This window comes from Streptomyces sp. NPDC092952, from assembly GCF_044754785.1.
Classification (GTDB): Bacteria; Actinomycetota; Actinomycetes; order Streptomycetales; family Streptomycetaceae; genus Streptomyces.
The window spans coordinates 79,347-102,245 of the sequence record NZ_JBIVPT010000013.1; the positions used below are offsets into that span (position 1 = coordinate 79,347).

Annotated in this window: 16 protein-coding genes; 10 read left to right on the forward strand and 6 right to left on the reverse strand. The window is 72.2% G+C overall.

Translation table 11 applies throughout. The features are described from left to right. The first annotated feature begins 413 nt into the window (after positions 1-413). Positions 414-1,772, forward strand: a complete 1,359-nt coding sequence (locus ACIQGQ_RS26720; protein ID WP_402399883.1) for a glycoside hydrolase family 6 protein — start codon at positions 414-416, stop codon at positions 1,770-1,772. Positions 1,773-1,865: 93 nt separating this feature from the next. Here the strand turns inward: ACIQGQ_RS26720 and ACIQGQ_RS26725 are convergent, their stop codons facing one another. Then, positions 1,866-3,464, reverse strand: a complete 1,599-nt coding sequence (locus tag ACIQGQ_RS26725) for an alkaline phosphatase D family protein (RefSeq protein ID WP_402399886.1) — start codon at positions 3,462-3,464, stop codon at positions 1,866-1,868. Positions 3,465-3,778: 314 nt separating this feature from the next. Between ACIQGQ_RS26725 and ACIQGQ_RS26730 the strand changes: the two genes are divergently transcribed. From ACIQGQ_RS26730 to ACIQGQ_RS26745, 4 genes are read left to right on the forward strand one after another with little or no spacing between them, the layout of a single operon-like run. Then, positions 3,779-6,607, forward strand: coding sequence for a family 78 glycoside hydrolase catalytic domain (locus tag ACIQGQ_RS26730; RefSeq protein ID WP_402399889.1), 2,829 nt, complete (start codon positions 3,779-3,781; stop codon positions 6,605-6,607). Beyond that, positions 6,604-7,908 carry an extracellular solute-binding protein gene (locus ACIQGQ_RS26735; RefSeq protein WP_402399892.1) on the forward strand — a complete coding sequence of 435 codons (1,305 nt, stop codon included), beginning with the start codon at positions 6,604-6,606 and terminating at the stop codon, positions 7,906-7,908. Before ACIQGQ_RS26730 ends, ACIQGQ_RS26735 begins: the two co-directional genes overlap by 4 nt. Next, entirely contained in the window at positions 7,905-8,861 is a 957-nt protein-coding gene (locus ACIQGQ_RS26740) for a carbohydrate ABC transporter permease (RefSeq protein ID WP_402399895.1), read from the forward strand. The genes ACIQGQ_RS26735 and ACIQGQ_RS26740 overlap by 4 nt, the downstream gene beginning before the upstream one ends. After that, positions 8,858-9,712 (forward strand): carbohydrate ABC transporter permease, encoded by an 855-nt coding sequence (locus ACIQGQ_RS26745; protein WP_402399898.1) that lies wholly within the window; start codon positions 8,858-8,860, stop codon positions 9,710-9,712. Before ACIQGQ_RS26740 ends, ACIQGQ_RS26745 begins: the two co-directional genes overlap by 4 nt. Positions 9,713-9,772: 60 nt before the next feature. Here ACIQGQ_RS26745 and ACIQGQ_RS26750 read toward each other — a convergent pair whose 3' ends face one another. Genes ACIQGQ_RS26750 through ACIQGQ_RS26770 form a run of 5 tightly spaced genes read right to left on the reverse strand, consistent with a single transcriptional unit; the run spans position 9,773 to position 17,120 of the window. Then, a complete protein-coding gene (locus ACIQGQ_RS26750; RefSeq protein ID WP_402399901.1) occupies positions 9,773-11,977 on the reverse strand; it encodes an MGH1-like glycoside hydrolase domain-containing protein in 2,205 nt (734 codons plus the stop codon). Then, positions 11,974-14,007: a beta-galactosidase gene (locus ACIQGQ_RS26755; protein ID WP_402399904.1), complete on the reverse strand. Its 2,034-nt coding sequence runs from the start codon at positions 14,005-14,007 to the stop codon at positions 11,974-11,976. Before ACIQGQ_RS26755 ends, ACIQGQ_RS26750 begins: the two co-directional genes overlap by 4 nt. Beyond that, positions 14,004-14,861 (reverse strand): carbohydrate ABC transporter permease, encoded by an 858-nt coding sequence (locus ACIQGQ_RS26760; protein ID WP_402399907.1) that lies wholly within the window; start codon positions 14,859-14,861, stop codon positions 14,004-14,006. The genes ACIQGQ_RS26755 and ACIQGQ_RS26760 overlap by 4 nt, the downstream gene beginning before the upstream one ends. Further along, the gene (locus ACIQGQ_RS26765) at positions 14,858-15,778 is read right to left on the reverse strand and encodes a carbohydrate ABC transporter permease (RefSeq protein ID WP_402399910.1); all 921 of its coding nucleotides are present in this window, start codon (positions 15,776-15,778) and stop codon (positions 14,858-14,860) included. The genes ACIQGQ_RS26760 and ACIQGQ_RS26765 overlap by 4 nt, the downstream gene beginning before the upstream one ends. 4 nt (positions 15,779-15,782) lie before the next feature. Continuing rightward, positions 15,783-17,120, reverse strand: coding sequence for an ABC transporter substrate-binding protein (locus ACIQGQ_RS26770; protein WP_402399913.1), 1,338 nt, complete (start codon positions 17,118-17,120; stop codon positions 15,783-15,785). A gap of 144 nt (positions 17,121-17,264) precedes the next feature. Between ACIQGQ_RS26770 and gcvPA the strand changes: the two genes are divergently transcribed. Genes gcvPA through ACIQGQ_RS26795 form a run of 5 tightly spaced genes read left to right on the forward strand, consistent with a single transcriptional unit; the run spans position 17,265 to position 22,861 of the window. After that, a complete protein-coding gene (gcvPA, locus tag ACIQGQ_RS26775; RefSeq protein ID WP_402399915.1) occupies positions 17,265-18,656 on the forward strand; it encodes an aminomethyl-transferring glycine dehydrogenase subunit GcvPA in 1,392 nt (463 codons plus the stop codon). After that, complete coding sequence (gene gcvPB, locus ACIQGQ_RS26780; protein WP_402399918.1) at positions 18,653-20,251, forward strand: aminomethyl-transferring glycine dehydrogenase subunit GcvPB; 1,599 nt, start codon at positions 18,653-18,655, stop codon at positions 20,249-20,251. Before gcvPA ends, gcvPB begins: the two co-directional genes overlap by 4 nt. Continuing rightward, positions 20,248-21,381, forward strand: a complete 1,134-nt coding sequence (locus tag ACIQGQ_RS26785; RefSeq protein WP_402399921.1) for an ATP-NAD kinase family protein — start codon at positions 20,248-20,250, stop codon at positions 21,379-21,381. The genes gcvPB and ACIQGQ_RS26785 overlap by 4 nt, the downstream gene beginning before the upstream one ends. Before the next feature lie 42 nt (positions 21,382-21,423). Then, complete coding sequence (locus tag ACIQGQ_RS26790; RefSeq protein WP_402399924.1) at positions 21,424-22,170, forward strand: SDR family NAD(P)-dependent oxidoreductase; 747 nt, start codon at positions 21,424-21,426, stop codon at positions 22,168-22,170. 49 nt (positions 22,171-22,219) lie between these two features. Beyond that, the gene (locus ACIQGQ_RS26795) at positions 22,220-22,861 is read left to right on the forward strand and encodes a GntR family transcriptional regulator (protein WP_366295556.1); all 642 of its coding nucleotides are present in this window, start codon (positions 22,220-22,222) and stop codon (positions 22,859-22,861) included. The last annotated feature ends 38 nt before the right edge of the window (positions 22,862-22,899 follow it).

Genomic DNA, 22,899 nt, shown 5'->3' on the forward strand with positions numbered 1-22,899 from the left:
CCCTTCACTCGTAAAGCCCCCTTCATCCGTCGATGGAGGGGGCTTCGGGCATCCCGAGGGCCCCTGCCGCACGCCGGGTACCGAACGTTCTTCTCCGGTTCCGCGCCCACCTGCCGCGACCTGCGGTCCTTCCCCGCGCACCGGCCCCCGCCCGGTCCCCGGCGCGGAAGGCGTTGCGCTTCAACTCTTGACAGGTGCGTGACACCACGTCACCTTGGGAGCGCTCCCACAATCAAGACTCGCACACGGCGACGGCCGGACGACCGTCCCGGGAGCACTCCTGAACGCCGGGTTCCACCCTCCCCGGGACCCGGTGCGGGCGGCGCTCCCCGAGCCGCCGCCCCGGTACGGCACCATCCCCGAGGCCCGTGGGCCGACCTCCCGCGGGCACCCGAGAGACATACGGAGCCGCAATGAGAAGGACAGGTACCACCTCGCACCGCGCACGCCGAAGGTCCGCCGCGCTCTGCGCCCTCGCACTGGGCGCGGCGCTGACGGTCGCCCTCCCCGCACCGGCCTCGGCCGCGGCCCGGGTGGACAACCCCTACGTGGGCGCCACCCCGTACGTGAATCCCGACTGGTCGGCCAGGGCCGCCGCCGAACCGGGCGGCGGCGCCATCGCCGACGAGCCCTCGTTCGTCTGGATGGACCGCATCGCCGCCATCACCGGGACCAGTGGGGCGCGTGGGCTGCGCGCACACCTCGACACGGCACTGGCACAGGGCGCCGACCTCTTCCAGGTGGTCATCTACGACCTGCCGGGGCGGGACTGCGCCGCCCTGGCCTCCAACGGCGAGCTCGGCGCCACGGAGATCGACCGGTACAAGAACGAGTACATCGACCCCATCGCCGCCATCCTCGCCGACCCGGCCTACGCGGGCCTGCGCATCGTCGCCCTCATCGAGCCGGACTCGCTGCCGAACCTGGTGACCAACGCCGGCGGCTCGGACGGCTCCACCGAGGCCTGCGCGACCATGAAGGCGAACGGCAACTACGAGAAGGGGGTCGGCTACGCCCTGCACACCCTGGGCGCGATCCCCAACGTCTACAACTACGTCGACGCCGCCCACCACGGCTGGCTGGGCTGGGACTCCAACTTCACGCCGGCCGCGCAGGAGTTCAAGCGGGCCGCGACCACGGAGGGGGCATCGGTCTCCGACGTGCACGGCTTCATCGTCAACACGGCCAACTACTCGGCCCTGAAGGAGCCCTATTTCAAGATCACCGACTCGGTGAACGGGACGACGGTGCGCCAGTCGAAGTGGGTGGACTGGAACTACTACGTGGACGAGCTGTCGTTCGCCCAGGCATTCCGCTCCGAGCTGGTGAACCAGGGCTTCGCCCCGGGCATCGGGATGCTGATCGACACGGCCCGCAACGGCTGGGGCGGCTCCGCCCGGCCCACCGCGGCGGGGCCGCAGACCAGTGTGGACACCTATGTCAACGGCGGCCGGGTGGACCGGCGCATCCACGCCGGGAACTGGTGCAACCAGAGCGGCGCCGGCGTCGGCGAGCGGCCGACCGCCGCCCCCGAACCCGGCATCGACGCGTACGTCTGGGCGAAGCCGCCGGGCGAGTCGGACGGCAACAGCCAGCCCGTCGACAACGACGAGGGCAAGGGCTTCGACCGGATGTGCGACCCGACGTACACCGGGAACGGGCGCAACGGCTACAACCCGTCGGGGGCCCTGCCGGGCGCCCCGCTGGCGGGCCACTGGTTCTCCGCGCAGTTCCAGGAGCTGCTGCGCAACGCCTACCCGCCGCTGGCCTGACCACCGGCGCGTCCCGCGTCCGGGCAGTGGTGGGGGCCCGCCCGGACACGGCCGCCCCCTGTCGCTCCGGCGGCAGGGGGCGGCCGCGCTTCCTCAGGCCTGCTGGAGCCCCGGGTGGCCGGACTCGGTCACGTAGGAGGTCCGGGTCGAGACCGGGGCGCCGGGGGTGGTGACGTACGGGAGGACCCGGAAGTCGGCTCGGCACCGCTCCCGGGTCAGTGAGCAGCGTACGTAACCGCGCTGGAAGTTGGTGAACTCGATGTGCTCGTTGGCCGCGAGCAGCTTGACGCCGGAGGGGTCCAGGTCCATTCCGTCCTTGGTGGTGGAGATGGACGAGCCGACGAATTCGACACCGAGCGTGCGCGACCCCGGGTCGTCGAAGTCCTGCTTGAGGTTGGCGGCCAGATGGCGGTGCATGTCGCCGGTGAGGACGACGGGGTTGCTCACATCGCGGTCGACGAGCTCCTTGAAGAGGCGTCGGCGGGCGTCCACGTAACCGTCCCAGAAGTCCATCACGAAGGACTGGCCGGGGCCGGGGTCGGTGTCGACCTGGGTCACCGGGATCTGCTGCGAGATCATGTTCCACGTGGTGTCGGAGCGGCCGAGGCCTCGGTAGAGCCACTGCTCCTGCTCGGGGCCGAGGATGGTGCGGCCGGGGGTCAGCCGTTCGTCGCAGCCGCTCTTGGTGCCGTCGCCGCAGGGCTGGTCGTCGCGGAAGAGCCGGGTGTCGAGGATGTGGAAGGTGGCCATCCGGCCGTAGCGGAGCCGTCGGTACATCCGGGCCCGGAAGCCGTGCGGCTTGTTCGGGAGCCGCAGCGGCAGGTGTTCGTAGTACGCCTGGAAGGCGTCCGCGGCGCGGCGGCGGAAGACGGCCGGGTCCTGGTCGGGTTCGTCGTCGGCCTTGGACTTGTCGCCCGCCCAGTTGTCCTCGACCTCGTGGTCGTCCCAGACCAGGGCGAAGGGGTGGTTCTGGTGGGCGGCGATCAGGTCGGGGTCGAAGCGGTGCAGGGCGTGGCGGTTGCGGTACTGGACGAGGTTCATCGGCTCGGGGCGCAGTGCCGCGTCGACCGGGACCTTGCGGACGCCGCCCATGGCGTCGATGGGGTTCTCGTAGATGTAGTCGCCGAGGTGGAGGATGAGGTCGACGTCCTCCTCGGCGAGGTGCCGGTAGGCGGTGTAGAAACCCTCGAACCAGGCCTGGCAGGAGACGAAGGCGAAGTCGACCTTCCGGGGCAGGCTGTTGGGCGGGGGCGCGGTGCGGGTGCGGCCGACGGGGCTGAGCACGCCGCCCGCCCGGAAGCGGTAGTAGTAGTGCCGGTCCGGCTGGAGTCCGGAGACCTCCACATGGACGGAGTGGGCGAGTTCGGGCACCGCCCGGGTCCTGCCGTGGCGGACCACATGGCGGAAGCGGTCGTCCTGGGCGACCTCCCACTGCACGTCGACGGCGTACGGCGGCATGCCCCCGCTGCTGTCGGGGGTGAGGGGGTGGGGGGCCAGCCGGGTCCACAGCACGACGCCGTCCGGCCACGGGTCGCCGGACGCCACCCCCAGAGCGAACGGGTTCTCGCGGAAGCGGCTGTCGCCCCAGGCCCGGCTCGCCGACATTCCGGCGGCGGCGAGGGCCATTCCGACGGTTCCGCCGAGCATCAATCGTCTTCCGAACACTCCAGTACCACCTGACCCACTGTTCATTTGCATGAAACTCGTCCCTTCGTCGAACGGAATTCCGTCCGGTACGAGGTGGGATCGGCGCGTGATTTCACGCCCGTCCATGTGGTAATCACAGCGTGAATATCACAGGGGAATCATGCGCCACAAGACTACTCGCGCATGGTCATTTTGCCGTTCGCGGGCGGTTAGTTGGGGATACATCGACCATTTCCGGAGTGGTCGGCAACAGCGCGGCGACACTCTTGACACCCTTTGAGCGTGCTCCTAGTCTCCACGCCACAGAATTAACGTTAGATTTCACATCGGAAAATTCGGTACGACGAAAGGACGTGCTCGTGTCCGGTGTCCGGAGGCTGCGGCCGTACGCGCTGCGCTGCGAGCACCGCACCACCCCGCTGGGGATCGACGAGCCCGCCCCCCGCCTCTCCTGGCGGCTGGCCTCCGATCTCCGGGGCGACGACCCGGTGGCGTACCGGGTCCGGGTCGCCGGGTGCGCCGAGGATCTGGACAACGGCGGTCAACTCCTCTGGGACACCGGCCGGGTGGCCGATCCCGGTGCGGCGGCGGTCGACTACGCGGGACCGGTGCTGGCGGGCCTCACGCGCTTCCACTGGCGGGTGTCGGTATGGTCGGCCGGATCCGGCACGCCCGGCGAGGCCGACTCGTGGTTCGAGACCGGATTCACCCGGGCGGATCAGTGGCGCGCCGTGTGGATCGCCCAGGGGCCGCGCCCCGTCGACGTCATGGACGCGCCCACCGAGGGCGAGTTCGCGCTCGACGACCACGGGCTCGCCCCCTGCCCCCTGTTACGCCGGTCCTTCACCGCCCCGGCGGGCGCCCGCGGCCGCGTCCACGTCAGCGCGCGCGGCCTGTACGAGCTGCGGCTCAACGGGGAGCGGGTGGGCGACGCCGAGCTGGCCCCAGGCTGGACGGACTACCGCCACCGCGTCCAGTACCAGACGTACGACGTCACCGCGTTGCTCCGGGAGGGCGAGAACGTCCTCGCGGCCACCGTGGCCGACGGCTGGTGGAGCGGGTTCGTGGGGTTCGAGCCGCGCCGGTCCGGCGCCCACTACGGCTCGTTCCCGCAGTTCCTGGCCGAGCTCCGGCTGACCGGGCCGGACGGCGCGGAGGCCGTGGTCGCCACCGACGCGAGCTGGCGCACCGCCACAGGAACGATCCGCCACGCCGATCTGCTGATGGGCGAGTGCCACGATCTGCGCCACGCCGCCGAGGGCTGGGAGCTGCCCGGCTTCGACGACTCCGGCTGGCCGTCCGCCGTGGTCACCGACACCGGTCACGGATCCCTCGTGGCCTCCCCCGACGAGCCGGTCCGGGCGATGGCCGAGCTGCGCCCCCGTTCGGTGAAACGTCACTCCTCCGGCGTCCACGTCGTCGACTTCGGCCAGAATCTCGCCGGGCGCTTACGACTGACCGTCCGTCACCTCCCGTCCGGAGCACGGGTGGTGATCCGGCACGCCGAGGTGCTGGACGGAACGGGGCAGCTGTACACGGCCAACCTGCGCACCGCCGCCGCGACCGACGTGCTCGTCGGGGACGGCCGTGAGCACCTGGTGTTCGAGCCGCGTTTCACGTACCACGGGTTCCGGTACGCGGAGATCAGCGGCCTCGCCGAGCTGGCCGAGGCGGACGTGGTGGCCGTGGTCCTGCACAGCGACACCCCGTGGGCCGGGGAGTTCGACTGCTCGGACGCGGGGCTGCGGCGGCTGTACGACTGCGTGGCCTGGGGGCAGCGCTCGAACTTCGTCAGCGTGCCCACCGACTGCCCGCAGCGCGACGAGCGGCTCGGCTGGCTGGCCGACGCCCAGGTCTTCCTCCCGACCGCCGCGCTCAACGCGGACGTGGCCGCCTTCTTCACCAAGTGGCTGCGCGACATCGGGGACGCCCGCACCCCGGACGGCGGCTTCACCAACGTGGCCCCGCGCCTCGTGGGCGTGGCCGACGAGGGCGCGCCCGGCTGGGCCGACGCGGGGGTGATCGTCCCCTGGCACCTGTACCGCAGCTACGACGACCCCCGGTTCCTCGCCCGGTCGCTGGACGCCATGTGCGCCTGGGTCGACCTGGTGCACCGTCACAATCCGGATTTGGTCTGGCGTCACCGGGTGGGCCCGCACTTCGCGGACTGGCTCGCCCCCGGCACCCCCACCCCGCGCGAGGTCGTCGCCACCGCGTACTTCGCGCACAGCGCCCGGCTGACCGCCGAGGCCGCCCGGGTGCTGGGCCGGCCGGAGCCGGAGCGCCGCTACCGCCGGCTGTCCGAGGAGATCCGCCGCACGTTCGCCGAACGCTTCGTCACCGCCGACGGAACGGGCGACGGGGCGGCCGTGCGGATCGCGGGCGACACCCAGACCGGCTACCTCCTCGCGCTCGCCTTCGAGCTGCTGCCCGACGGGCAGGCCGCCGGTGCAGCCCGCCGGCTCGCCGAGCTCGTGGAGTCGGCCGGGCCCGCGCTGCGGACCGGCTTCCTCGGGGTAGCGCTCGCCGCCCCCGTCCTCGACGCCCACGGCCGGGCCGACCTCGCCCACGCACTGCTGCTGCGCGAGGAGGTGCCGTCGTGGCGGTTCCCGCTGCGGCACGGCGCCACCACGATCTGGGAGCGGTGGGACGGCTGGACTCCCGACGCCGGGTTCCGGGCGCCGTCGATGAACTCCTTCAACCACTACGCGCTCGGCTCGATCGGCGAGTGGCTGTACCGGGGCGTCGCGGGCCTGGACCAGGCACCGGACTCCACCGGGTTCCGGAAGCTGCGGATCAGGCCGCGCCCCGGCGGTCTGCGCCATGCGAGCGCCCGCCACGAATCGGTGCGCGGCACCGTCACGGTGACCTGGGAGCGGCGCGGCGGACTGATCGCCCTGCGCCTCACGGTGCCGCCCGGGGCCACCGCCGAGGTGCACCTGCCGACCACGGACCCCGGCTCGGTCCGTGAATCGGGGCTGGTACCGGACCCCGGCGACCCGCACCTCACCCGGATCCGGGTCGCCCCCGACCACGTGCTCTACCAGGTGGCATCGGGCTCCTACCGCTTCACCGCCGCCCATCCCCCGGCCGAGGGCCGCTCCGGAACTCCCGGGGCCCGCCGGCCGTCCGCGCCGCCCGCACCCGGCCGACGCGCTTCAGGCTCGCACGAGGAGGAAACACCATGACCACGGGTTCTCACTCTTGGCCGGAACACCGCGCGGTCGGCCGCCGGGGATTCCTCCGGATCGGCGGCGGGGCCGCGGCGATCGCCGCCCTGCCGCCCGTACTGACCGCCTGCTCGACCTCCGGCGGCGGTTCCGGAAAGGTCCGCGTCGTCGGCGTCGCCGACCAGCAGAAGCCGGTCGAGGAACTGATCGCCCGCTACCGCGAGGCCCACCCCGACTCCGCGTTCACCACTTCCTTCGCCCCCACCGACCAGGTCCAGACGGTGGTGCGCACCCAGCTCGCCGGTGGCAACGCCCCCGATGTGCACGTGCTCTACCCCGGCAGCGGCAGCGCCATGTCCATGGTCGAGCTGGCCCGGGCCGGGCTGCTGGCCGACCTGAGCGACCAGCCCTGGACGAAGGAGGTGCCGGCCAACTTCCACCCGGCGTACCGGTACCGGGGCAAGACGTATCTCTACTCGGCGGGCAGCAGCGTCATCGGCGCCATCCACAACAAGAAGGCCTTCGCCAGGGCCGGGGTCGAGCCGCCGAGGACCTGGGACGAACTCCTCGACGTCTGCGCGAAACTCAAGGCCAAGGGCATCGTCCCGATCGCGCTCGGCACCCAGACCCCCTGGGTCACCCAGCTGATCACGTACGCCCTCGTCCCCAACGCCGTCTACGCGAAGAACCCCGGCTTCGACGCGGACATGGCCTCGGGCAAGGCGCACTTCCGCGGCTCAGGGTGGGCCGACGCGCTGGGCAGGTACCAGGAGCTCCAGCGCCGCGGCTTCTTCAACGAGAACCCCAACGGCACGACGTACGAGCAGCAGACCTCGATGGTCGCGAGCGGCCGGGCCGCGATGGCCGTGCAGGTCTCCGCCGTACTGGCCAGTTTCCGCCAGGCGGCGCGCGACCCGCAAGACCTGGGGATGTTCCCCTTCCCCGGCGGGGACGACCCCGGGAAGCTGTGGATCCCGGCGGGCATCGTCGTGGGGCTCGGGGTCTCCGCGCGGTCCCGCAAGGACGGGGCGAAGGAGTTCGTGGAGTTCCTCGGGAAGCAGGAGAACATCGACCGCTGGGCGCAGTCCGTGGCGGCGATCCCCTTCAAACGCGGCGCCACCACGAGGACCGATCCCGCCCTCGACGGCTTCCTGCCCGTCATCGACGCCGGGCGGGCGGTGCCGTTCATGGACCAGAGCTGGCCCAACGCCGAGGTGCAGCCCGCCCACTTCGCCGCCGTGCAGGACCTCCTCGCGGGCAAGACGGACGTCGACGGGGCACTCGGCCAGATGGACGAGGCGTACGGGAAGAAGTCGTGACCAGCACCTTCGAACAGACCACCCCGGACGCGACGGGGCGGGACGCGTCCGGTCCGCGTACCGGCGGCCGGGCCCGCCGCCGCGACCACACCGTGCCGCCGTGGCTCTTCGTCGCCCCCGCGCTCGTCGTCTACGCCGTCGTCGTGCTCTATCCGAGCCTCGCCGGGGTGATGTACGCCTTCACCGACTGGTCCGGGATCGGCGGCTTCTCCTTCACCGGCCTGGACAACTTCCGCGAGCTGCTCGCCGACGACCGGGCCCTGGAGTCGGTCGCCAACACCCTGCTCCTCACCGTCGCCGTGGTCGTCGTCCAGAACGGCATCGGACTGCTGCTCGCGCTCGGCGTCCACGCCAACATCAGGTCCCGGGCCCTACTGCGGCTGATCTTCTTCGCACCGGCCGTGGTCAGCCCCGTCATGGTCGCGATCCTCTGGAAGTACATCTACAACCCGGACAACGGCGCCGGTCTCAACGGCCTCCTCGGCGCCGTCGGGCTGGGCTCGCTGCGCCAGGACTGGCTGGGCGATCCCTCGCTCGCCCTGTGGTCCGTCGCGGCGATGGTGGTGTGGCAGTACGCGGGCTACTCGATGGTGGTCTTCCTCGCCGGGCTCCAGGGGGTGCCCGCCGAACTCCACGAGGCCGCGCGGATCGACGGCGCGGGCTCCTGGCAGCGCTTCCGCTACGTCACCTGGCCGCTGCTGGCCCCGGCGCTGACCATCAATCTGATGCTGTCGACCATCGGCGGCCTCAAGCTCTTCGACCAGGTCTACGCCGCCACCAACGGCGGCCCCGGCACCTCCAGCGAGACCCTGTCGACCGTCCTGTACAAGGAGGCGTTCGTCTACGGGAAGTTCGGCTACAGCACCGCCGTCGCCCTGGTCCTCGCGCTGTTCGTCGCCGCGGTCTCCCTGGTCCAGCTCCGCTATCTGCGCGCGCGGGAGGTCACCGCATGAGCACCCCCACGGCCGCCGGACGCCGGCGCCCCGCACTGCCCGTCGGGCGGTACGCCCTGGAACTGCTGATGGCCGCCGTCGCCGTCGTCTTCCTGTTCCCGGTGTACGCCCTGGTCACCCTGGCCATGAAGGACCCCCGGCAGATCTCCGAGTCCCCGCTGTCGCTGCCCTCGCCGCCCACCCTCGGCAACTTCGGCGACGCCTGGTCCTCCGCCTCGCTGGGGCCCGCCCTGGTCAACAGCACCGTCATCACCGCCGTCAGCCTGCTGCTCCTGGTCGTCCTCGGCTCCACCGGGGCGTACTACCTCGCCCGCTGCGCCCGGGGGCTGGGCTACGGGCTGTACGTCCTGTTCCTGCTGGGCATCGTGCTGCCCTTCCAGCTCGGCATGATCCCGCTGTACAAGCTGGTCGACGGGCTCGGCTGGCTCGGCACGTACCAGGGCATGGTCCTCTTCTACACCGGCATCCAGCTGCCCTTCACCGTCTTCCTGTACACCGGGTTCGTCCGCGCCCTGCCGCAGGACTACGCGCAGGCCGCGCTGATCGACGGCTGCAACCACCGGCAGGCGTTCACCCGGATCGTGTTCCCCCTGCTGCGCCCGATCACCGGCACCGTGATCATCCTGAACGCGGTGTTCGTGTGGAACGACTTCTTCACCCCGCTGCTGTACCTGGGAGGCTCCGCCCGGGAGACCGTGCCGGTCGGTGTCTTCGCCTTCGTCGGGCAGTACGTCTCGGACTACGGGCTCGTCTTCGCCGGGCTGGTGCTGGCCGCGCTGCCGGTCCTGATCGTCTTCGTGGTGCTCCAGCGCTATGTGATCAAGGGCTTCGCGGGCGGTCTCAAGGGCTGAGGGCGTTCGTGGGCCGGGTGGTACGGGGGCGCGGTGGCCGGCCCCCGTACCTCCCGGCTCCTACCGGTCCCGGGTGAGCATCGGCAGCAGCAAGGCCGCGGACCAGCTGAAGTTGGGCGCGTTGAGCGGGGCCCCGGTGGTCGGGTCGTAGTTCTCCATGATCGGCCCGTCGCCCGCGAGCCCGGAGGCCCGGTCCAGGAGGCGGTCCGTCAGGGCGTCCGCGTCCTTCCCGTACCCGTAGCGGCGCAGCCCGCCCTGGGCGAAGTACGCCTGGTCGAGCCAGACGGGGCCGCGCCAGTAGCGGGTGGGCGCGAAGTACGGGGAGCTCTTCGCCACGGTCGGGAAGGGGACGGCGGTGGCGAACTCGGCCGGGTCGGTCAGCTTCGCGCGTACGGCGCGGGCCTGGGCGGCGGAGGCGGTGCCCGTCCAGAGCGGGACGGCGCCCTCGATGCCGCGGCCCCGGTCGGTGAGCGGGGCGCCGGTGCCGAGCGCGGTGTCGTGGAACCAGCCGTCGGCGGGGTCGTACATCCGGGTGCGTACGGCGGTGGCGGTGGCGTCCGCGCGGCGCTTCCAGTGCCGGGCGTCGGCGGTCCGGCCGAGGGCGCCCGCGATCGACGCCAGGTACTCCTGGTCGGCGGCGAGGTAGGCGTTCAGATCGACCGACTCCTGGTCGAGGGAGTGGCCGAGGAGCGTTCCGTCGGCGGCCCGGTTGGCGACGACCCCGGTGCCGAGGGCCGCGTCGAAACGGGGCGCGTTGTCCATGCCGCTCTCCCAGGCGGCGGCCAGGCGCTGGTCGGCGGCGGACCCGTTGGCCGGATCGACGGTGGCACCGTACTCGGCGAGGCCGTTGCCGTCGTGGTCCCGGTTGCGGTACCACCACGCCTGGTAGGCGGCGAGCTTCGGGTACATCTCGCGCAGGAAGCCCTTGTCCCGGCTCTTCCCGTACACCTCCCAGACCGCCCAGGCGGCCAGCGGGGGCTTGGAGTTGCGTTCGTTCCAGTTGCCGCCGCCGCGCGAGGGGTCGTTGTAGAAGACGGCGTCGGGGATCATTCCGGCGTCCTGCGGGCGGGTGGCGGAGTCCGGGGTGATCTGCCAGTCGAACATGGAGCGGATCTGCGACTGGGCGAGCCGGGGGTCGAAGCGCGCGGTGCCGACGGCCTGCTTCCAGGTGTCCCAGGCCCAGATCCCGCCGGTGAACCACTTGTAGGAGATCGACGGGGTGATGCCGTCGTGCTTGATCTGCCCGGCGGCGCTGCGCCAGTTGGTGACGAGCGTCTCCAGCGACTTCACGGCGGTGCGCCGCCGCTCGGCGGGGACACCCCGGGTGACTCCGGCGACATAGCCCCGCCAACGCCGGTCGGCGGCGGCGCCGACGGCTTCGGGGCGGGCCAGTACGGAGCGGACCCCGGCCCGTTCGGCGGCGCGTTCGGCGGTGGTGAAGGTGTAGGACTCGGTCCAGTCGAAGCGGTGCGAGCGGCCGGGGGCCAGGGTGACCGGCTTCTCGGCCTCGGTGCGGTAGGTGTCGCCGTGGACGGTGGTGCGGACGCGGCCCTTGTGGGTGACCTCGAAGCGTTCCGTGCCGTCGGTGAGGTAGTCCCAGGTCTCGCGGACCTTCGCGAAGTCGACGCCGACGCCGGAGGGGGTGGCGGTCAGCGAGGGTGCGTCGCGCATGGGCCGGTCGGCGGGGCGCAGCAGGCTGCCCGTCCACGCGGCGTCCAGGGTGCGCGGGGTGCGGCCGGTGTTGCGGAGTTCGGCGCCGACCAGGGCGGTGCGGTCGGTGGCGAAGCGGAGTTCGAGGGTGAGGCGCAGGCCGCCGCCGAGGTCGTAGGACTGGACGAGGCGGCCCGGCAGCGAGGTGAAGCGGGGGGCGGAGCCGGCGGCCAGGTCGACGGGGCGGCCTTGCTCGGTGAGCCGGATGCGGCTGAAGGAGCTGCTGAGCCACCAGGGGTATTCCTGGGCGATGTAGAGGGGGCCGGTGAAGCCGCCGTAGCTGTCGGTGTCGCCGGTCTTCGGCAGGGCGTAGGCGTGCCAGGCGCCCCGGTCGGCGAAGACGTTGACCGGGTTGTTGTCCTCGCCGTCGCCGGGCTCGGCGGCGGTGGGGGTGCCGCGCAGGTCGAGGACGTCGGCGTAGGCGGGCGGGGGCGCGGGCCGGTCGTGGGCGGCGGCGCTCTGCGGGACGGCGAGGGCGCAGCCGGCGAGGAGGAGCGCGGTGAGGGCGCTCACCGGGCGGTGCGCTGACGGGTGCCGGTCTCTCCAGCGGGTCATTTTCCGGTCTCTCCTGGGTGGGTGGCGAGGCGCAGGACGGCGGCGCCGAGCGGGCCGAGGTCGAGGTGGCCGTGGACGGGGGCGCCGGTGAGCAGGTCGGTGGCGCCGGTGGCCCAGGGGCCGGTGAGCGGGGTGCGGGCCGGGTGGTCGCGGTGGTTGAGGACGAAGAGGTGGCTGCCGTGCTCGCCGGTGCGTACGGTCGCCTCGACGCCTTCGGGGACGTCGGGGAGCACGGGGCGTACGCCCGCCACGTCGAGCGCCGGGCCGAGCACGGTGGCGATGGAGTCGCCGAGGTGGGCGCCGGTGTACCAGGCGGTGCCGGCGCCGTGCCGGCGGCGGGTGACGGCGGGGCGGCCGGCCAGCTCACCGGCCGCGTAGGTGTCCAGGACCTCCGTGTCCGGGCCCTCGGGCTCGATCCACTCGCTCCACAGGGTGGCGCGGGCGCCGGAGGCGAGCGGCACCGACTCCCCGTCCGGGACGGGCCAGAACTCGTCGACGCAGACGCCGAGCAGGGCGCGCAGCGGGCCGGGCGCGCCGCCGTCGTGGATGTGGTCGTGGCCGTCGACGACGCCGCTGAAGGGGCCGCAGACGAAGTGGCCGCCGCCGTGGACGTAGGCGACGATCCGTGCGGCGTCCTCGGTCCGCAGCAGGTGGAGGTTGGGGGCGAGGACCGCCCGGTAGCCGGTCGGGTCGGCATGCGGGGGTACGAAGTCGACGGTGACGGCGCGGGTGTGGAGCGCGGTGTACCAGGGGCGCAGGAGGTCGCGCCAGCGCATCCGGGCGGAGGGGTGGTCGTCCGCCTCCAGCGCCCACCAGGAGTCCCAGTCGAGGAGGATCGCCACGTCGGCGGTGGTGGTGGCGCCCGCGACGGAGCCGAGACGGGCGAGTTCGGCGCCGAAGCGGACCGTCTCCCGCCAGCCCCGGGAGGCGGTGCCCCGGTGCGGGAGCATCGCGCTGTGGTACTTCTCCGCTCCGGCGCGGGAGGCCCGCCACTGGAAGTACATGACGCCGTCGGCGCCCCGGGCCAGGGCCTGGAGGGACCAGAGGCGTTGCAGGCCGGGCCGTTTGGGGACGTTGACGGGCCGCCAGCTGACGGCGGAGGGCGCCTGTTCGAGGAGGAGCCAGGGGCGGCCGCCCTTGAGGGAGCGCATCAGGTCGTAGTTGAGGGCGGCGTTGACATGGGCCTGCGGGTCGGCGGGGTCGGGGTAGGCGTCGTCGGAGACGAAGTCCTCGTGCCGGGCCCACTCCCAGTAGTCGAGCGCCTTGAACATCGACATGAAGTTGGTGGTGGCGGGGGTGGTGGGGCTGAGTTCCCGCAGGGCCTCGCGTTCGGCGCGGTGGCAGTCGAGCAGGGCGTCGGAGCAGAAGCGGCGCCAGTCCAGCAGCTGGGTCGGGTTGACCGGTCCGGGGGCGGTGCGGGGCGGTTCGATCTCCTCGTACGTGCCGTAGTGCTGGGACCAGAAGGCGGTGCCCCAGGCGTGGTTGAGCGCGTCGATCGTGCCGTAGCGCCCGGTGAGCCAACTGCGGAAGTGTGCGGCGGAGCGGGCGCAGAAGCATTCGGTGACGTGGTCGCCGTACTCGTTGTGGATGTGCCAGAGCGCGAGGGCCGGGTGGTGCGCGTAGCGTTCGGCGAGGGTGCGGGTCAGGCGGAGCGCGGCGGCGCGGTAGTCGGGCGAGGAGGGGCAGTAGTGCTGCCGGGAGCCGAATTCGAGGCGTACGCCGTCGGCGGTGACCGGCAGGATCTCCGGGTGGGCCCGGATCAGCCAGGCGGGCGGCGAGGCGGTCGCGGTGGCCAGGTCGACGGCGATGCCGTGGGTGTGCAGCAGGTCCAGGAGCCGGTCGAACCAGCCGAAGTCCCAGGTGTCCGGACCCGGTTGGAGCCGGGCCCAGGAGAAGACTCCGACGGTGATCACGGTGACGCCGGCCTCGCGCATCAGCCGGGCGTCCTCGGCCCATACCTCCTCCGGCCACTGCTCGGGGTTGTAGTCGCCGCCGTACAGGAGGCCGGGGACGCGGGTCAGGCCGTTCATCCCTTCACCGCCCCGCCGAGGAGTCCGGCGACGAACTGCCGCTGGAAGAGGAGGAAGAGGAGCATCAGCGGAAGGGTGGCGAGGAGCGATCCGAGCATCAGTCCGGAGTAGTCGACGTGGGTGAGTCCGGTGAGGGTGTTGAGTGCCACGGGCACGGTGTACTTCTCCTCGGAGTTCAGCATGAGCAGCGGCCAGATGAAGCTGTTCCACTGCGCCATGAACGTGAAGATGACCAGGGCGCCGAGCTGGGGGCGTACGCAGGGCAGTACCACCTGGTAGAAGGTACGCACCTCGCCGGAGCCGTCGATGCGGGCCGATTCGAGGAGCTCGTCGGGGAAGTCGACGAAGCCCTGCCGCATCAGCAGGATGCCGAAGGAGTTCACCAGGAACGGCAGGATCACCGCCTGGTAGGAGTCGATCCAGCCGACGCTCGCCATCATCTGGAACAGCGGTACGAGCAGGACCTGGAACGGGATCATCATCGTGGCGAGCACCGCGCCGAGCAGCAGGCCCCGGCCGCGGAAGCGGAACTTGGCGAGACCGTAGCCGCACATGGCGGAGATCAGCGTGCTGAGCACGGTGTGGACGACCGCGACGCCCGCGCTGTTGAGCAGGACCCGGCCGAAACCGATGGTGTCCTGGAGCCGGACGAGGTTGTCGAGCAGCCGGCCGCCGGGCAGGAGGGGCGGCGGCGAGTGGAAGAGCTCCGAGGTGGAGTGGGTCGAGGCGATCGCCATCCAGAGGAACGGCACCAGGCTGACGACGGCGCCGGCCGCGAGGAGCAGCCGGACGAGCAGGCGGCCCGCGCGACGGGCCGGGTGGACGCGCACGGGGCTCTGCGGGAGGGCGGTCACCGGCGGCGCTCCCTTCCGAAGGCGAGGTACTGGAGGGCGGAGACCGCGGCGATGAGGAGTACGACGACCCAGGCGATGGCGGCGGCGTAGCCGAAGTCGAACTGCTGGAAGCCGATCCGGTAGAGGTAGAGGACCGGGGTGAGGGTGGCGTCGTCGGGGCCGCCCTTGGTGAGGACGTAGTTCTCGTCGAAGAGCTGGAGCGTCCCGATGGTGGAGGTGATCACGCAGAACAGGACGATGGGGCGCAGTTGCGGCAGGATGACCCGGGCGTACGTGGACAGGGTGCCGGCTCCGTCGATCGCCGCGGCCTCGTACTGCTCCTTGCCGATGGCCTGGAGTCCGGCGAGCAGAATGACGGTGTTGTAGCCGGTCCAGCGCCAGGTCAGGGAGAGGATCAGGGAGATCCGGGCCCAGGTGGGGCTGTTGAGCCAGTCGATCTCGCCGATGCCGACGCCGCCGAGCATCTGGTTGACCAGTCCGCCGTCGGTCTTGAGGAGCACCTGGAAGACGACCGCGTAGGCGACGAGGGTGGTGACGGCGGGCAGGAAGTAGAGGGCGCGCCAGGTGCCCCGGAAGCGCAGCCAGGACTGGTTGAGGAGGACGGCGAGGACGAGCGCGAGCCCGATCATGACGGGGACCTGGACGATCAGGATGGCCCCGGTGTTGACCAGCGACTTCAGGAACACGGGGTCGTCGATCATCCGCCGGTACTGGTCGAGCCCGACCCAGCGGGTGGATCCGGCGTCCTCGGCGGTGAAGCTCTGCAGCAGGCTCGCGCCGAGCGGGTAGGCGAAGAAGAGCGCGAAGAGCGCGGCGGCGGGCCCGGCGAAGATCCACGCGGTGGGGCGGCGCCGGACGCGGTGGGCCGGGGCGCGGACGGGGGTGGCCGCCCGGTCGGGGGCGGTGGTGACGGCCATCGGGCTACTTCATCCTCTCCCGGCCGGTGGCCGCGGCGATCTGCCGGGCCGCCGATTCGAGGGAGGCGCGCGGGTCCTTGCCGCGGAGTGTCACCCCGGTGACGGCCGCGACCATGATGTCCACGGCCTTCGCGTCGTCCTTGGTGTACTCGACCGGCGGGATGGTGCGGGCCAGACCGGCGAACAGGTCGAGGACCCGCTGGCCGCCGAAGTACTCCTGCCCGGCGCCCACGTACGGGTCGTCGAGGGCGGGCAGATAGGCGGGGAAGAGGCCCTCCTGCTTGAGCATGGAGACCTGGTTGGCCCGGTCGGTGAGGACGAACTCGATGAACGCCCACGCCAGTTCGGGGTTCTTGCTCTGGGCGGGGACGCAGAGGGTGGAGCCGCCCTCGTTGGAGGTGCGGGGGCCGTCGGCGGTGAAGCCGGGCAGCGGCACCACGCCGAACCTGCCTTTCAGTTCCGGCATCTCGTCGGTGAGGGTGCCGGTCCACCAGGCGGCGGTGGGGTTGGTGGATGCCTTGCCCTCCTTGGTGCCGGTGACCAGTCCGCTCCAGCCCTTCTCGTAGTCGACGAGGCCCCGGTCGTGCAGGGTCTTCATCAGGGTGAGGGCCTTCACCGCCTCGGGGCTGTCGACCGCGACCCGGCCGTTCTTGAAGTAGGCCTGCCCCTGCTGCTGGAGGAGGGTGGGCAGGATCCCGGTGCTGGTGGTGTCCATGATGAGCAGCTTGTGGCCGGTCGCCTTCTTGATGCGGACACCCGCCTCCACGTAGTCGTCCCAGGTGAGCAGCTTCTGCGGGTCGACTCCGGCGGCGCGGAAGTGGTCCTTGCGGTAGTACAGCGCGCAGGGGCCGATGTCCCAGGGCAGGCCGAAGATCTCGTGGCCGGGGCCGGTGACGGTGCGCCAGGAGGCGCGGTCGAAGTCGCCTCCGTAGCGGCCGCCGAGGCTGCCGATGTCGTAGAAGCCCTGGGGGAAGTTGCCCGCGTAGCGGGGCAGTTGGCTGCCTCCGATGGTGAGCACGTCGGCGAGGCCGGAGCCGCCGCGCAGGCCCACGGTGATCTTGTCGACGGCGTTGTCGTAGCCGATGTCGGTGACGGCGACGGTGGTGCCGGGGTGGCGCTTCTCGAAAGTGCGGGCGAGGCGCTTGAGGGCGTTGGCGGCCACGTCCCACGACCAGACGGTGATCTTCCCGCTGACCTTGCCCCCTCCGTCCTTCTTCCCGCCGCCGAGGTCGCGGCTCGCGCCGCCGCCGGTGCCGCCCATGGCGCATCCGCCGGCCAGGGCGGCCGTGGCGGTGGCGATCCCGGTGGACAGAACGGCCCGTCGGGTGGGTCGTGTTGACACTCTTGCCTCCTGGAGCCTGAATGCCTAATGCTGTATTCAGAACACTGAATGACGGAGGCTGCCGTCAAGAGGTGTACACACAAAGACTTTTGCTGCTGTGTCCACGACCGACCCGCCCGAGTCGGCCCACGCGAAAGGCGCGGCATGACGCCACCCCAGGAACCCGTCCCCCCGTACACCCATCCGTACATCCCCAATGCCGTACCGGCCGTGCGGCAGGCGATGCTGGACGAGATCGGCGCCGCGAGCGTCGAGGACTTCTACGCCGACATCCCGGACTCCGTCCGGCTGCACCGCCCCCTCGACCTGCCCGAACCCCTGCGTTCGGAAGCCGAACTCACCCGGCACATGGAGGAACTGCTCGGCCGCAACACCTCGACGCGGCAGGTGCTGAGCTTCCTCGGATCGGGCTGCTACCAGCACCATGTCCCGGCCGTCGTGGACGAGGTGGTCAACCGCAGCGAGTTCCTCACCGCCTACGCGGGCGAGCCCTACGAGGACCACGGCCGCTTCCAGGCGCTGTGGGAGTACCAGTCGATGATGGCCGAGCTGCTCGACGTGGAGGTCGTCAACGTCCCGGTGTACGACGGCTTCCAGGCGGCCGGGACCGCCCTGCGGATGGCCGGCCGGATCACCGGCCGCCGCCGGCTGGTGGTCGCCACGGCGATCGACGCGGACAAGCTCTCCCGCATCCGGGACTACGTACGCCCCGACCACGACGTGACGGTGGTCCCGGTCGATCCGGCGACCGGCTGCGCCGACCTCGACGCGGTCCGCGAGGCGCTCGCCGCCGGTGACACGGCCGCGGTGTACGCGGACGCGCCCTCCGCCCTCGGCATCGTCGACGAGGCGCTGCCGCTGCTCGCCCGGCTCGCCCACGACGCCGGCGCGCTGTACGTGGTGGGCTGCGACCCGCTCACCCTCGGTGTCCTCGCCCCGCCCTCCGCGTACGGCGCGGACATCGCCTGCGGCGACATCCAGTCGCTCGGCCTGCACCAGAGCTTCGGCGGATCCAACGCGGGCTTCATCGCCACCCGGGACGAGGAGCGGCTCGTCGCGGAGTACCCCTCCCGGCTGTTCGGACTGGTCCCCACGGCGGTCGAGGGCGAGTACGGCTTCGGCGACGTGGCCTACGAACGGACCTCGTTCGCGCTGCGCGAGGAGGGCAAGGAGTGGGTCGGCACCGCCGCCGCGCTGCACGGCATCGGCGCCGGGGTGTACCTCGCGCTGATGGGCCCGCAGGGCATGCGGGAGATCGGCGACACGATCCTCGCGCTCACCGCGTACGCCCGGCGGCGCCTGGCCGAGGTCCCGGGCATCGAGGTCCCGTACGGCGACGCCCTGCACTTCGCCGACTTCACCGTCCGCTACACGGGGGGCCGTACGGCTGCCGAGATCAGTGCCGGGCTCAAGGAGCGGGGCATCTTCGGCGGCACCCCGACCGGCACCCGCGAGGCCGCGTACTGCGTCACCGAAGTCCACACCAAGGCCGACATCGACCGGCTCGCCGCGACCCTGGAGGAGATCGTCAAGTGACCGCCCACACACCGGTTTCCGTGGAGCCCGAGCAGGCGCGCATCGCGGCCAAGCCGCCGCTGCGCCGGTTCCGGCAGGCATCCTGGGACGAGGAGCTGATCTTCGAGCTGGGCTCCCCGGGCGAGCGCGGCGTGCTCGTCCCCGTCCCGGACCCGGCCGTCGAGCCGGTGACCGTCCCGACCGCGCTGCGCCGGGCCGCGCCACCCGCCCTGCCGGAGCTGTCCCAGCAGCAGGTCCTCCGCCACTATCTGCGCCTTTCGCAGGAGAACCTGGGCGCCGACCTCAACATCGATGTCGGCCAGGGCACCTGCACCATGAAATACAGCCCCAAGGTCAACGACCAGTTCGTCCGCGACCCCCGGATCGCCGCGCTCCACCCGCTCCAGGACGCCGACACCGTGCAGGGCGTCCTCGGGATCATCCACGGCCTGGAGGAGCTGCTGAAGGAGATCTCCGGGATGGACCGGGTCTCGCTCCAGCCGGGCGCCGGTTCCGCCGCGATCTACACCAACGTCGCGATGATCCGGGCCTACTTCGCCGCGCGCGGCGAGCTGGACCGGCGCGACGAGGTCATCACGACGATCTTCTCCCATCCGTCGAACGCGGCCTGCGCGAAGACGGCGGGCTTCAAGGTCATCACCCTCCACCCGGACGCGGACGGCTACCCGGACATCGAGGCGCTCAGGGCGGCGGTCGGCCCGCGCACGGCGGCGCTCCTCATCACCAACCCCGAGGACACCGGCATCTACAACCCGCGCATCGAGGAGTTCGTGCGCATCGTGCACGAGGCGGGCGGCCTGTGCTCGTACGACCAGGCCAACGCGAACGGCATCCTCGGCATCACCCGGGCCCGGGACGCGGGCTTCGACCTGTGCCACTTCAACCTGCACAAGACGTTCTCGACGCCGCACGCCTGCGGCGGCCCGGCGGCGGGGGCCTGCGCGGTCACCGAGGAGCTGGCCCCGTACCTGCCGCGTCCGACGGTCGAACGCGACCCGGACACCGGGCTGTTCCGGCTGGACGACGACCGGCCGGAGTCGGTCGGCAAGATGCGGCCGTTCTACGGAGTCGTGCCGAACCTGGTCCGCGCGTACGCCTGGATCATGTCGCTCGGCGCCGAGGGACTGCGGGCCGCCGCCGAGACGGCCGTCCTCAACAACAACTACCTGCTCCACAAGGTGCGGCAGATCCCCGGGGTGTCGGTGCCGTACGCGCAGGGCCGCCCCCGCGTGGAGCAGGTCCGCTACAGCTGGGAGCAGCTCCACCGGGACACCGGGCTGCACTCCGAGGACCTCGGCCTGCGGGCCGCCGACTTCGGCACGCACTACTGGACCAGCCACCACCCCTACGTGGTGCCCGAGCCCATGACGCTGGAGCCCACCGAGTCCTACACCCGCGCCGACCTCGACGAGTACGCGGCGATCCTCGCCGAGGTGGCCCGCGAGGCGTACGAGGACCCGGAGACGGTGCGCACCGCACCCCACCGCTCGGCGATCCACCGGGTCCGCCCGGAGGCGCTGGACTCCCCCGCGACCTGGGCGGTCTCCTGGCGCGCCTACCGCCGCAAGGTGCTCGGCGAAACGGACCGGGGGTGACCCGGATCGGCCTGGTGGTCAACCCGGTCGCCGGGCTCGGCGGCCGGGTGGGGCTGGGCGGCACCGACGGCCCGGACCGGGCGCGCGCCGCGCTCGCGCGGGGCGCGCGCCCGCTGGCGGGGGCCCGGGCCACCGCCGCCCTGGCCGAACTCGCGGCCCGTACCGGCCGGGCGCCCGTCGTCGTCACCGCGGCCGGGCCCCTGGGCGCCGGCCCGGTCGCCGCCGCCGGACTCACCGGGCGGGTGGTGTACGACGCGGGCACCGGGCGGGACACCTCGGCGGCGGACACCGCCGCCGCGGTGCGGGCCGTCGTCGCCGAGGGAGTGGAGCTGCTGCTCTTCGCGGGCGGCGACGGCACCGCGCGGGACGTGCTCGGCGCGCTGGACGGCGTGCGGTGCCCGGTCCTCGGCGTACCGACCGGGGTGAAGATGCACTCGGCGGTCTTCGCCGTCAACCCGCGCGCCGCGGGCGAGGTCGCCGCGGCGTGGCTGGAGCGCGCGGGCGCGGTCCGGCTGCGGGACGCCGAGGTGATGGATCGCGACGAGGAGGCCCTGGACCGGGGCCGGGTCGCCTCCCGGCTCTTCGGGTGGCTGGCGGTCCCCGACGTACCGGTCCGGGTGCAGCAGCGCAAGACCGGTTCCACCGCGGCCGCGCCGGAGGCGGTGCGCGGCATCGCGGCGGAGGTGGCCGAGCGGGTCGGGGCGGGGCTGCTGGTGCTCGGCCCCGGCTCCACCACCCGGGCGGTGGCGGCGGCGCTCGGCGCGGACACCTCGCTCACCGGCGTGGACGTCGTCGCGCTGCGGCCGGGCCGGCCGCCCCGGGTCGTGGTCCGCGAGGCCGCCGAGGCCGACCTCCTGACGCTCGGGCCCGCCTGGGTCGCCCTCTCCCCCATCGGCGGCCAGGGCTTCCTCCTGGGGCGGGGCAACCAGCAGATCTCACCGCGCGCCCTGCGGGCGGCGGGCGGGCGCGAGCGTCTGCTGATCCTGTGCACCGAGGCGAAACTGGCCGCGCTCGGGGGCCGCCCCCTTCTTCTCGACACCGGCGACGACGCGCTCGACGCGGAGCTGTCCGGCCACCGCCCGGTCATCACCGGCCGGCGGAGCTCCGCGCTGTACCGCCTGGCCGGCTGAACACCGCACGTACCCCTCGACACCGTGACCAAGGAGCCCAGCATGATTTCCCTCGACGGCAAGCGCGCGATCGTCACCGGCGGCGGAGCCGGGATCGGCCGCGCCACCGCACAGGTCCTCGCCGAACTCGGCGCCCGGGTGGTGGTCGCCGACATCGACACGGACGGCGGCGAGAGCGCCGCGAAGGACACCGGCGGCGTCTTCGTCCGCTGCGACGTGTCCCGGCGCGAGGACTGCGAGGCCGTGGTGCGCACGGCCGAGGAGCGGTTCGGCGGGGTGGACGTCCTCTTCAACAACGCGGGCATCATCCGCCGTTCCACGGTCTGCGAGATCACCGACGACGACTGGGACCTGGTGATGGCGGTGAACATCCGCTCGGTGATGCTGATGAGCCGGCTGGTGATACCGGGGATGGCGGCACGGGGCGGCGGCTCCATCGTCAACACCGGCTCCGGATGGGGCATCCGGGGCGGCGGCCGGGCCGTCTCGTACTGCGCGTCCAAGGGCGCCGTCGTCAACATGACCCGGGCCATGGCCATCGATCACGGCCCCGACAACATCCGGGTCAACTGCGTCTGCCCCGGCGACACCGCGACGGGAATGCTCGCCGACGAGGCCCGCCAGCTCGGCGAGAGCGCCGACGCCTTCTACGCCGACGCCGCCGACCGGCCGCTCGGCCGGATCGGGCAGCCCCGCGACATCGCGCAGACCGTGGCGTTCCTGGCCTCCGACGCCTCGGCGTTCCTGAGCGGGGCGGTCATCCCCGTCGACGGCGCCGGTACCGCGTGACTTCCCGGTAGCGGATAATCGACCGGACCGAAGGGGAGGGCAGCCGCACATGCCAATCGAGAACCGCCCGCTGCGCGAACAGGTCAAGGAGGAACTGATCAGGCGCCTCGGGCGCGGCACGATCGCGACCAACTCACCGATCAACGAGGGGCAGCTCGCCACCGAGCTCGGTGTCAGCCGCACGCCGCTGCGCGAGGCGCTGATCACGCTGGAGCGCGAGGGCGTCATCACCAGCGAGCGCGGCAAGGGCTTCCGCTTCACGCCACTCAGCGCGCAGGAGTTCCGCGACCTGTCCGCGATCGTCGCGACGCTGGAGGCCCTCGCCCTGGAGTCCAGCGATCCGGAGCATCTGGCGGCGGCGGCCCCCCGGCTGCTGGAGGAGGCCCGCGCCTTCTCGGCCCCGCAGGCCCCGCACGACGTCATAGAGCGGTACGACGACGCCTGGCACGACCTCCTCCTGTCCGGCTGCACCAACGACCGGCTGATGAAGCTGATCACCTCCCTGAAGGTGACGATGCACCGGTACGAGCGGGTGGCCCTGGGCGACCAGGACATCCTGGAGCGTTCCGCAGAGGAGCACGAGCGGATCGCGGAGTGCCTCCAGCGCGGCGACCTGGACGCAGCCGTCGCGGCGCTCAAGGAGAACTGGAACAGCGGGATGCACCGCATCCTGGAGCATCTGACGGACTGACCGGGGCGGCGTACCCGGCACCGCCCCGGAGTTCCCGG

Coding starts and splice junctions, on each gene's coding strand:
- ACIQGQ_RS26720 (WP_402399883.1), top strand. CDS start 414: ATGAGAAGGACAGGTACCACCTCGCACCGCGCACGCCGAAGGTCCGCC.
- ACIQGQ_RS26725 (WP_402399886.1), bottom strand. CDS start 3,464: ATGAACAGTGGGTCAGGTGGTACTGGAGTGTTCGGAAGACGATTGATG.
- ACIQGQ_RS26735 (WP_402399892.1), top strand. CDS start 6,604: ATGACCACGGGTTCTCACTCTTGGCCGGAACACCGCGCGGTCGGCCGC.
- ACIQGQ_RS26745 (WP_402399898.1), top strand. CDS start 8,858: ATGAGCACCCCCACGGCCGCCGGACGCCGGCGCCCCGCACTGCCCGTC.
- ACIQGQ_RS26750 (WP_402399901.1), bottom strand. CDS start 11,977: ATGACCCGCTGGAGAGACCGGCACCCGTCAGCGCACCGCCCGGTGAGC.
- ACIQGQ_RS26755 (WP_402399904.1), bottom strand. CDS start 14,007: ATGAACGGCCTGACCCGCGTCCCCGGCCTCCTGTACGGCGGCGACTAC.
- ACIQGQ_RS26765 (WP_402399910.1), bottom strand. CDS start 15,778: ATGGCCGTCACCACCGCCCCCGACCGGGCGGCCACCCCCGTCCGCGCC.
- gcvPA (WP_402399915.1), top strand. CDS start 17,265: ATGACGCCACCCCAGGAACCCGTCCCCCCGTACACCCATCCGTACATC.
- ACIQGQ_RS26790 (WP_402399924.1), top strand. CDS start 21,424: ATGATTTCCCTCGACGGCAAGCGCGCGATCGTCACCGGCGGCGGAGCC.
- ACIQGQ_RS26795 (WP_366295556.1), top strand. CDS start 22,220: ATGCCAATCGAGAACCGCCCGCTGCGCGAACAGGTCAAGGAGGAACTG.